The sequence below is a fragment of the Streptomyces sp. A0958 genome, assembly GCF_004795035.1.
In the GTDB taxonomy this organism is placed as follows: domain Bacteria; phylum Actinomycetota; class Actinomycetes; order Streptomycetales; family Streptomycetaceae; genus Streptomyces.
The window spans coordinates 1-10,437 of the sequence record NZ_SSBK01000070.1 but is presented as its reverse complement, the minus strand read 5'-3'; the positions used below and the strand labels follow the sequence as shown (position 1 = coordinate 10,437).

Genomic DNA, 10,437 nt, shown 5'->3' with positions numbered 1-10,437 from the left:
GATCTCCGGGGGCCCGCGCCGTCCAGGCCCGGCGGCACGCCCGCCCCGCCCGGCGCCCCGGCCGCCGTCGTCCCGGGCGCCCCAGGCGTCCCCCGGCAGCGGCAGACCGAGCGGGGCTCGGGGCTGAGGGTCGGCGACGGTGACGTCGCCGCCCTGCGCTCGGTCGCCGAACTCTTCCGCACCCTCGACCACGCCTACGGCGGCGGCCACGCCCGTCAGGCCCTCGTCCGGTACCTGGAGCACGAGACCGAACCGATGCTGCGCGGCACGTACACGGAGGCCACCGGGCGGCGCCTGTTCGCCGCCGCCGCCGACCTGACCCGGCTGGCCGGCTGGACCTCGTACGACATCGCGGCCCACGGGCTCGCCCAGCGCTACTTCGTGCAGGCCCTGCGGCTCTCCCAGGCCGCGGGCGACCGCGCCTACGGCAGTTACGTACTGATCACCATGAGCCGCCAGGCGGTCTACCTCGCGCACGGCCGGGAGGCGGTCCAACTGGCCCGGGTCGCCCAGCAGGGCATCGGCTCCGCAGCGCCGCACGCCGTCCTCGCCCTGCTGCACGCGGTCGAGGCGCGCGGCCACGCGGTGCTCGGGGACGCCAAGGCGTGCACCGCCTCCCTCACCCGGGCCGAACGGGCGCTGGAGACCGCCCGCCCCGGCGACGAGGTGCCGCAGTGGGCGCGCGACTTCGACGAGGCGCAGCTCGCCGACGAGTTCGGGCACTGCTACCGCGACCTCCAGCAGCACCGGGCAGCGGCCCAGCACGCCGAGCGCTCGCTCCAGCTGCGCGCCCCCGCGTACGCCCGCAGCAGGCTGTTCTGCCGGGTGGTGCTGGCCTGTGCCCGGCTCGGCCTCGGTGAGCTGGAGCAGGCCTGCCGGCTGGGTGCGGAGGCCGCTCAGCAGGCCGCCGAGATCCGCTCGGTGCGGGCCGCGGAGTACGTGCGCGACTTCGAGCGGCGGCTCGAACCCTTCCGGGACGCCGCCCCCGTCCGGGGCTACCGCGAGCGGGTCGCCGCGCTGGGCTGAGCCACGTCAGGCCGCCTCGGGGAGCGCCGCCGCGTCCCCGAGGGCCGGCCGTACGCCGAGGTCGCTCAGGATCGAGGCGGCGGCCCGGCGGCCCGAGGACAGGGCGCCCCGGACCGTGCCCGTGTCGCGGTGGTCGCCGCACACGTACAGGCCCGCGAGCACCCGGACCGGGCGGGCCGGGTCGTGCGGGGGCGTCATCGCGGGCACCGCCTCCGGGTCGTGGTGGGCGGCCAGCAGCTCCCAGTCGTCGGTTGGGACGCCGTAGAGCGCGGCGAGGTGGGCGCGGACCGTGCGGTCGAGGTCGGGGGGCGGGGTGCCGAGCACGGTGGAGCTGATCAGGGTCCGGCCGCGCGGGGCGCGTGCCGGGTCGACCTCGCTCATCACCGCGGTGTGCGCCACCGGCCCGTGGCGGTCGGCGTCCAGCAGCAGCGAGGCGCCGGTCGGCGGGGGAGTGGGGGCGGTGTGGTGGAGCACCGTCACGGGGTGGAAGGACGGCAGGCGCAGGCCCGGCAGCAGCTCCACCGCCGCGCTCGCGCCGGTCGCGACCAGCAGGGAGCGGCAGCCCAGTTCGCCGTGTTCCTTGGTGCGGACCGAGGTGATGTCGGCGGACGTGACGTGCACGCCGGTGCGTACGGTGCCGGGCGGCAGGGAAGCGGCCAGGAGCGCCGGCAGGGTGCCCGCCCCGCCCCCCGGTACGAACAGCCGCCCGCTCGCGTAGGTGCGCAGGGCGAGGTCGGCGCACCTGCTGGAGGTGGCGAGGTCCGGATCGCTGAGCAGCGCGGTGAGCAGGGGGCGTACGAAGCCGTTGAGCGTACGGGCGGACAGGCGGCCGGACAGGGCGTCGAGCGCGGCGCGTTCGGGCCGGGCGAGGATGCGGGCCGGCGGGGTGGCGGCGAGGCGGGCCAGCGCCACGCCGAGCCGTGCCTGGTCGATCGCGCCGCCCATGGCTCCGGTGAGGGCCCCCGCCCGCGGCGGCCGGGGGGCGCTCGCTAGGGCGCGCGCTGCCTTCAGCGCGCCCCGTGCGCTGCGTGAGCCCTGTACGCCGCGCGTCTCCCCGGTCCGGTGGCGGCGGCCGTCGCTGTGGACGAGGACCCCGGGGTCGAAGGTGCGCAGGACGAGTCCGTCGAGTCCGGGCGTCGTGCGCAGCTCCGGGCAGGCGGTGTTGAGCAGCGGGCCGATGCGGTCGAGCCGGAACCCGTCCACCTCGTCGGTCGTCATCCGGCCGCCGACGCCGGGGCCGGCCTCCAGGACGCTGACACTGACTCCCGCGCTGGTCAGTCGGTGGGCCGCTGACAGGCCGGCGATCCCGGCCCCGATGATGACCACGTCCGCGTGGTGTGCCGTGCTGAGCACGTGCCCTCCCCGGTTCGGCGCAATTGGTGGGGGGCTCTTGCCCTCAACCGCCCACCGGAATGCGTGAGTTCACCAGGAGGCTAGGAGAGTGGCCCGATCGTGCGCAGTCGCGCGCGTACCGGGGCACCGGTGCACGGGGTCGCACACCCGTCTGATTATTTGTGGCGCCGAGTGGTGCCGGGTGGCGCCGGAGGTGTCCTGCCGATCAGTGCAGGGCCGCGCGGACGGCGGCGTCGATGCCGGGGAAGGCGAACGAGAATCCCGAGTCCAGCAGCCGCCCCGGCAGCACCCGCTGACTGCCCAGCACGTCCCCGGCGAACTCGCCCAGCGCGACCCGCAGCGCGGGCGCGGGGGCCGTGAACAGGGTCGGCCGCCGCAGCACCCGACCCATCGCCGCCGTCACCTCCGCGTTGGTGACGGGCGCAGGGCCGGTCAGGTTCACCGGGCCGGACAGCTCCGGCGTGTCCAGGATGTGCCGCAGCGCGGCGATGTGGTCGTGCAGCGCGATGAAGCTCCAGTACTGCCGCCCGTTGCCGAGCCGGCCGCCGAGCCCGGCCCGGAACAGCGGGAAGAGCCGACCCCAGGCGCCGCCCTCCCGGGCGACCACCAGACCGGTGCGGGCGTGCACCGTACGCACCCCCGACTCCTCGGCGGCGGCCGTGGCCTCCTCCCACTCCACGCACACCGACGGCAGGAACCCGTCGCCGGGCGGCGCGCCCTCGTCGACCGCGTGGTTTCCGGTGTCGCCGTAGAAGCCGATCGCCGACGCGGACAGCAGCACGGCGGGCGGGGCGTCCAGCGAGGCGACGGCGTCCGCGACGGCGGCCGTTCCGAGCACCCGGCTGTCGCGGATCTCCTTCTTGTACGCCTCGGTCCAGCGGTGGTCGCCCACCCCGGCCCCGGCCAGGTGCACGACCGCGTCGCAGCCCACCAGACCGGCCACGTCCACATAACCGCGCCTCGGGTCCCACTCCACCTCGTCACCGCCCCGCGCGGGGCGGCGCACCAGGCGGACCACCTCGTGCCCGTCGGCCCGCAGCGAGCGCACCAGCGCCGCTCCGATGAGTCCGGTCGATCCGGTGACGGCGATACGGGAGTGCGGCATAACCCCCATCCTGCCCCATGGGCCCCGCCGGACACGGCCGTGGCACAGTGGCGGCCATGACCGATCCCGCCGCCGCTTCCGCCCCCGTCGTCCGCCGCGCCGTCCTGGACGACGGCCCCGCTCTCGGTGAGCTGGACCGGGCCACCTGGTCGACGCTGCACGCCGTGCAGCCGCGCCCGCAGCCGCCGTACGAGCCGTTCTTCGACGAGCGGCACCTGCCCCAGGACATGCTGGTGGCCGAGGCGGCGAACGAGGCGGGGGTGCGGGTCGTGGCCGGATACATACGCGTGGTGCCGCCCACCCCGCTGGCCTGCAACGCGCACGTGCGTCAGATACAGGGCCTCGCCGTGGCCGCCTGGGCGCGCGGCCGTGGCGTGGGGCGCGCCCTGGTCCGGGCCGGCTGCCTCGCGGCACGCGGTGAGGGGGCGAGCCGGATGACCCTGCGGGTCCTCGGCCACAACACGCCCGCCCGCGCGCTGTACGAGGCGGAGGGCTTCACCGTCGAGGGCGTGCTGCCCGGGGAGTTCTTCCTGAACGGGCGGTACGTGGACGACGTGATGATGGGCCGGCCGCTCACCCCGTGAGGGGCGCGGGTCTCACTCAGGGCCGAACCGCTCCCAGAGGGCGGGCAGCCGGGCAGCCAGGGCCGCGTCGTCGTCGGGGTCCAGCGGCGTGCCCTCCGGCTCCTCGGCCTGCGGCGGCAGCCCGAGGTCCGGTGCGACCGCGCCGGTGAGCTGCTCGTACGCCTCGTCGGCCGCGTACCCCAGCTCCTCCGCGTCCCCGTCCAGCTCCTCGTCGAAGTCGTCCAGCAGCTCGGCCAGGCTGTCCGGGTCGTGCACCGCGCCCTCGAAGACCTCCCGGCCCCGGCCGATCAGCCAGCAGCGGAAGTAGTCGAAGGCGTCGTCGTCCGCCCCGCCCAGCAGCACACCGGCCGCGGCCCACAGGTCCCAGCGGTAGGCGCGGTTGAAGCGGGCCTCGAAGTGCCGGGCGAAGTCCAGCACGGATTCGGGATCGAGCCGCACCAGCCGTTCGACCAGCAGGTCGGCATGGTCCTCGGGGTCGCCGTCGGCGGCCTCGCGGGTGCTGTCGATCAGCTCCCAGAACTCCGTCTCGTCCATCACGGGTCCAGCATCTGCCCTGGGCGCGGACGATGCACGCCCAGACACCGGAACGAGGGTTCAGGAAGTGTCCCCGTAGAGCGCGTGCAGCCGGGCGGCGGCGGTCGCGAACCTGGTCCGCAGGGCGGCCGGCTCCACCACCTCCAACTCCGGCCCGAGGCCCAGCAGCTGGCCGTGGGCGACGTCCAGGGACTCGACCGGCAGGGTGACCGTGACCCACCCGTCGGCGTCCGGCGGCCCGGCCGCGTCCAGCGCCTCCTGCGCGGCGGCCCGGTCCACGGTGCGCGGCAGCAGGCGAACGGCCGTCTCCGAGAGCCGCACTGTCACCTCCGTACGCAGCAGCGAGCGGGCGAACGCGGCCGACCGCTCCGCCCAGAAGGCGGGCAGGTCGAAGTCCTGGTCCCGGACGAAGGGGGTGTCGCAGACGGTCACGGCGGTGAACCGGTCGATCCGGTACACCCGGAAGTCGTCGCCCGCGCGGGCGCAGAGGTACCAGACCCCGGCCTTCAGGACAAGGCCGTACGGGGCCAGCTCCCGTTCCGCGTCGGTGTCCCGGCCGGCCCGCCGGTAGCGGGCGAGGACCGTGCGGTCGCCCCACACGGCCTCGGCCACGGCGGGCAGCAGCTCCGGGGTGACCGGCTCCTGGTACCAGGCGGGCGCGTCCAGGTGGAAGCGCCGGCCGGCCCCGGCGGGGGCGTCCCGCAGGGCGGGCGTCAGGGCCGCCGACACCTTCAGGCGGGCGGCGGACGCGGCGTCCGCGAGGCCCATCTCGCGCAGCGCGGACGGCAGGCCGGACAGGAAGAGCGCCTCGGCCTCGTCACGGGCGAGGCCGGTCAGCCCGGTGCGGTACCCGCCGACGAGCCGGTAGCCGCCCGCCCGGCCCCGTTCCGCGTACACCGGGATGCCGGCCTCGGACAGGGCCTGGGCGTCCCGGGTGACGGTCCGCTCGGACACCTCCAGCTCCGAGGCGAGCTCGGCGGCGGTCATACCGGGGCGGGACTGCAGGAGCAGCACCATTCTGATCAGCCGGGCAGCACGCATGCGGCCATTGTGGCCGCTGGTACGGGGCGCCCGCGGTCCGGTGCGGAGACGACGAGCCCCGGCCGGGCCGGACGTGTCGTCCGGCCCGGCCGGGGCCGGGGCATGTCCTCGACCGCCGGGCGGGCCGGAACGGCCCGGGCCCGACGGTGCGTGAGGTCAGAGCCCGTAACGCTCGCGGGCTTCCTTGACCGCAGTCGCGGGGACCTCGCCGCGGCGGGCCAGCTGGGCCAGGACCGCGACCACGACGGACTGGGCGTCGACGCCGAAGTGGCGGCGGGCCGCGTCGCGGGTGTCGGAGATCCCGAAGCCGTCCGTGCCGAGCGAGGACCAGTCCTGCTCGACCCACTGGCTGATCTGGTCCGGCACCGCGCGCATCCAGTCGCTGACCGCGAGGACCGGACCCGGTGCGCCCCCCAGCGCCTGTGTCACGTACGGCACCCGCTGCTCACCGCGGAGCAGCGCCTCGTCGCACTCCAGCGCCTCCCGGCGCAGCTCGCCCCACGAGGTGGCGGACCAGACGTCGGCCGTGACACCCCAGTCGGCGGCCAGCAGCTCCTGGGCCTCCAGGGCCCAGTGGATCGCCGTACCGGAGGCCAGCAGCTGGGCGCGCGGCGCGTCCGCCTTGGCGGGCGTGCCCTCCTTGAAGCGGTAGAGGCCCTTGACGATGCCCTCCTCGACGCCTTCCGGCATCGCGGGCTGCTGCTTGGGCTCGTTGTAGACCGTCAGGTAGTAGAAGACGTCCTCGGCGTCGGGGCCGTACATCCGGCGCAGACCGTCCTGGACGATCACCGCGATCTCGTACGCGAACGCCGGGTCGTAGTTGAGCGACGCCGGGTTCGTGGACGCGATCAGGTGCGAGTGGCCGTCCGCGTGCTGGAGGCCCTCACCCGTCAGCGTCGTACGGCCGGCGGTGGCGCCGACCACGAAGCCGCGGCCGAGCTGGTCGCCGAGCTGCCAGAACTGGTCGCCCGTGCGCTGCCAGCCGAACATCGAGTAGAAGATGTAGAACGGGATCATCGGCTCGCCGTGCGTCGCGTACGACGTGGCGGCGGCGATGAAGTCGGCCATGGCGCCGGCCTCGGTGATGCCCTCGTTGAGGACCTGGCCGTCCTTGGCTTCCTTGTAGTACATCAGCTGGTCGCGGTCGACCGGGTCGTACGTCTGGCCCAGCGGCGAGTAGATACCGGCCGACGGGAACAGCGCCTCCATGCCGAAGGTCCGGGCCTCGTCGGGGACGATCGGAACCCAGCGCTTGCCGGTCTGCTTGTCCCGCATCAGGTCCTTGACCAGGCGGACGAAGGCCATCGTGGTGGCCAGCTCCTGCTTGCCGGAGCCCTTCTTCAGCGCGGCGAACGCGCGCTCCTCGGGCGCCGGCAGCGCCACCGCGTGCACCCGGCGGGCCGGGGCGGGGCCGCCGAGGGCGGCGCGGCGCTCCTGGAGGTAGCGGACCTCGGGGGAGTCGGCGCCCGGGTGCGCGTAGGGCACCAGGCCCTCGTCCAGCTTCGAGTCCGGGATCGGCAGCTCCAGCAGGTCGCGCATGGCGCGGAACTGCTTGCCGTCCAGCTTCTTCATCTGGTGGTTGGCGTTGCGCGACTCGAAGCCCGGGCCGAGCGTGTAGCCCTTCACGGTCTGAGCCAGGATCACCGTCGGCGCGCCCTTGTGCTCCAGGGCCGCCCGGTACGCCGCGTAGACCTTGCGGGCCTCGTGGCCGCCGCGCGAGGTGTGGAAACACTCGGCGATCTTCGCGTCGGTGAGCAGTTTCGCCAGCTCGGCGAGGGCGGGCTCGGCGCCGAAGAAGTGCTCGCGGATGTAGGCGACGTCGCGGGTGGCGTACGTCTGGAACTGCGCGTCCGGCACCTCACGGAGCCGGCGTACCAGCGCACCCGTGGTGTCGAGCTGGAACAGCTCGTCCCAGGCGGTGCCCCAGAGCGTCTTGACGACGTTCCAGCCGGCGCCGCGGAAGGCGCCCTCCAGCTCCTGGACCACGCGGAAGTTGGCGCGGACCGGGCCGTCGAGGCGCTGCAGGTTGCAGTTGATGACGAAGGTCAGGTTGTCGAGCCGCTCGCGGGCCGCGAGGGCGAGGGCGGCGGTCGACTCGGGCTCGTCCATCTCGCCGTCGCCCAGGAAGGCCCAGACGTGCGAGTTCGACGTGTCCTTGATGTTGCGGTTGGCCAGGTAGCGGTTGAAGCGGGCCTGGTAGATCGCCGAGAGCGGGCCGAGGCCCATCGAGACGGTGGGGAACTCCCACAGCCAGGGCAGCCGCCGCGGGTGCGGGTAGGACGGCAGGCCGTCGCCGCCCGCCTCCTGGCGGAAGTTGTCGAGCTGCTGCTCGCTGAGCCGGCCGTCGAGGAAGGCGCGGGCGTAGATGCCGGGGGAGGCGTGGCCCTGGATGTACAGCTGGTCGCCGGAGCCCTCGCCCTCCTTGCCGCGGAAGAAGTGGTTGAAGCCGGTCTCGTACAGCCAGGCCGCCGAGGCGAAGGTGGCGATGTGGCCGCCGACGCCGAGGCGCGCGCCGCGGGTGACCATCGCGGCCGCGTTCCAGCGGTTCCACGCGGTGATCTTCGACTCCATCTCCAGGTCACCGTCGAAGGCGGGCTCCGCGGCGGTGGGGATGGAGTTGACGTAGTCGGTCTCCAGCAGCTTGGGCAGCGCGAGACCGGCGCCCTCGGCATGCTGGAGCGAACGGCGCATCAGGTACGCGGCGCGGTGCGGGCCCGCGGCCTTGGTGACGGCGTCCAGGGAGGCCGCCCATTCAGCGGTCTCCTCCGGGTCGCGGTCCGGGAGCTGGTCGAGCTCGCTCGGAAGCTTTCCAACGGGGTCGGTCATGATCGCCGCCTTCCGGTGAGGAGGGGGGTGGAGAAGTCCCTGACTGGCAGGACAGGGCGATGGGGCCGGTGGGCCCGCGAAGTGAACTGTAAGTCGCCGATCGATGATCGATCAAAGGATGAAAGGGAAAACTTCTCGATATGAAGAAATTGGCATGCGGTGCCATGAAATGGGGCACCCAGTGACGGGATTTAGCAGGCAAAAAGGGCGCCCGCCTGCACGGGTGAGCGCCCCTCGCGACAGATGCGTCATCGCCCGGCGCGGGCTCAGGCGCGCGGCGCGCAGCCCAGCACGTGTGCCTTGACCAGAGCCCCTATGTCCGGGTCCTTGCGCAGGAAGGCGTCGATGAGCGCCTCGTGCTCCTCGGCGTACGACTTCTGCACCGTCCCCAGCCAGCGGATCGAGAGCGCCGTGAACACCTCGATGCCCAGCCCCTCCCAGGTGTGCAGCAGCACCGCGTTGCCCGCGGAGCGCACCAGCTCGCGGTGGAAGGCGACCGTGTGGCGCACCTGAGCCTCGCCGTCCGCCAGCCGGTCGGCCTCGTACAGCGCCGCCACGTGCGGGGCCAGCAGCGAGCAGTCCTCGCCGAGCCCGGGGGCCGCCAGCTCGGCGGCGATCTGCTCCAGGCCCGCCCGTACGGGGTAGCTCTCCTCCAGGTCGGCGGCGGTGAGGTTGCGGACCCGGACGCCCTTGTTGGGCGCCGACTCGATCAGCCGCAGCGTCTCCAGCTCCCGCAGCGCCTCGCGCACGGGCGTCTGGCTGACCTCGAGCTCGGTGGCGATGCGCCGCTCCACGATCCGCTCGCCCGGCTTCCAGCGCCCGCTGACGATCCCCTCCACGATGTGCTCGCGGATCTGTTCGCGCAGCGAGTGGACGACGGGCGGGGTCATGACGGGCTCCTTCGGACAGACCGGTACGCCTGCACCGGCACGGTGGCCGGGGCGACCTGTGGTGTCTAGACAATACGGCGGCGCCCCCGCCCGGGAGTGTTCCGGACGGGGGCGCCGATCGTGAGGCTGGTTACAGGCCGAGCTCGACCTCGAACTCGCCGGCCTCCAGGATCGCCTTGACCGCGGTCAGGTAACGGGCGGCGTCCGCGCCGTCCACCAGACGGTGGTCGTAGGAGAGCGAGAGGTACGTCATGTCGCGGACGCCGATGACGGTGCCCTCCTCGGTCTCGATGACCGCCGGACGCTTGACGGTGGCGCCGATGCCCAGGATGGCTGCCTGGTTCGGCGGCACGATGACGGTGTCGAACAGCGCACCGCGCGAGCCGGTGTTGCTGATGGTGAAGGTGGCACCGGACATGTCGTCCGGCGTCAGGCCGCCACCGCGGGCCTTGCCGGCCAGCTCGGCGGTCTTCTTCGAGATGCCGGCGATGTTGAGGTCGCCCGCGCCCTTGATGACCGGGGTCATCAGGCCCTTCTCGGCGTCCACGGCGATGCCGATGTTCTCCGAGTCGAAGTACGTGATCGTGCCTTCGTCCTCGTTGATCCGGGCGTTGATGACCGGGTGGGCCTTCAGCGCCTGGGCGGCGGCCTTGACGTAGAACGGCATCGGGGAGAGCTTGACGCCCTCGCGGGCCGCGAAGCCGTCCTTCGCCTTGTTGCGCAGCTTCATCAGCTTGGTGACGTCGACCTCGACGACCGAGGTCAGCTGGGCCTGCGAGTGCAGCGCCTTCATCATGTTGTCGCCGATGACCTTGCGCATGCGGGTCATCTTGACCGTCTGACCGCGCAGCGGGGAGGCATCCAGCTTCGGCGCCGCCTTGGAGGGGGCCGAAGCGGCGGCGGCGGGCGCCGGGGCGGCAGCGGCGGCCTTGGCGGCCTCCGCGGCGGCGACGACGTCCTGCTTGCGGATACGGCCACCGACGCCGGTGCCCTTGACCGAGCCCAGGTCGACGCCGTTCTCGGCGGCGAGCTTGCGGACCAGCGGCGTGACGTACGCGCCGTCGTCACCGGAGGTCGC

The 10,437-nt window shown here is 73.7% G+C and carries 8 protein-coding genes and 1 pseudogene; 2 read left to right on the top strand and 7 right to left on the bottom strand.

The annotated features are described in order from the left end of the window. Positions 1 to 1,026: pseudogene (locus E6P78_RS32035) on the top strand (regulator); the annotation flags it as partial. A gap of 6 nt (positions 1,027 to 1,032) precedes the next feature. Here E6P78_RS32035 and E6P78_RS32030 read toward each other — a convergent pair. Continuing rightward, positions 1,033 to 2,379, bottom strand: a complete 1,347-nt coding sequence (locus E6P78_RS32030; protein WP_136207136.1) for an NAD(P)/FAD-dependent oxidoreductase — start codon at positions 2,377 to 2,379, stop codon at positions 1,033 to 1,035. A gap of 205 nt (positions 2,380 to 2,584) precedes the next feature. Next, complete coding sequence (locus tag E6P78_RS32025; protein ID WP_136207135.1) at positions 2,585 to 3,484, bottom strand: TIGR01777 family oxidoreductase; 900 nt, start codon at positions 3,482 to 3,484, stop codon at positions 2,585 to 2,587. A 56-nt stretch (positions 3,485 to 3,540) separates the two neighbouring features. Here E6P78_RS32025 and E6P78_RS32020 point away from each other — a divergent pair, with 56 nt between their 5' ends. After that, entirely contained in the window at positions 3,541 to 4,068 is a 528-nt protein-coding gene (locus E6P78_RS32020) for a GNAT family N-acetyltransferase (protein ID WP_136207134.1), read from the top strand. 12 nt (positions 4,069 to 4,080) lie between these two features. On the opposite strand, the gene E6P78_RS32015 is transcribed toward E6P78_RS32020, so the two are convergent. The 5 genes from E6P78_RS32015 to sucB all read right to left on the bottom strand — a co-directional run. Continuing rightward, positions 4,081 to 4,602 carry a DUF4240 domain-containing protein gene (locus E6P78_RS32015; RefSeq protein WP_136207138.1) on the bottom strand — a complete coding sequence of 174 codons (522 nt, stop codon included), beginning with the start codon at positions 4,600 to 4,602 and terminating at the stop codon, positions 4,081 to 4,083. A 60-nt stretch (positions 4,603 to 4,662) separates the two neighbouring features. Then, positions 4,663 to 5,643, bottom strand: coding sequence for a YafY family protein (locus E6P78_RS32010; protein ID WP_168712760.1), 981 nt, complete (start codon positions 5,641 to 5,643; stop codon positions 4,663 to 4,665). Positions 5,644 to 5,799: 156 nt separating this feature from the next. Then, the gene (gene aceE / locus E6P78_RS32005) at positions 5,800 to 8,469 is read right to left on the bottom strand and encodes a pyruvate dehydrogenase (acetyl-transferring), homodimeric type (RefSeq protein ID WP_136207133.1); all 2,670 of its coding nucleotides are present in this window, start codon (positions 8,467 to 8,469) and stop codon (positions 5,800 to 5,802) included. 266 nt (positions 8,470 to 8,735) lie between these two features. Then, positions 8,736 to 9,359: a GntR family transcriptional regulator gene (locus tag E6P78_RS32000; RefSeq protein ID WP_136207132.1), complete on the bottom strand. Its 624-nt coding sequence runs from the start codon at positions 9,357 to 9,359 to the stop codon at positions 8,736 to 8,738. A 130-nt stretch (positions 9,360 to 9,489) separates the two neighbouring features. After that, positions 9,490 to 10,437, bottom strand: a 948-nt coding sequence (gene sucB / locus E6P78_RS31995; protein WP_136207131.1) for a 2-oxoglutarate dehydrogenase, E2 component, dihydrolipoamide succinyltransferase, incomplete at its 5' end; no start/stop codon positions are given.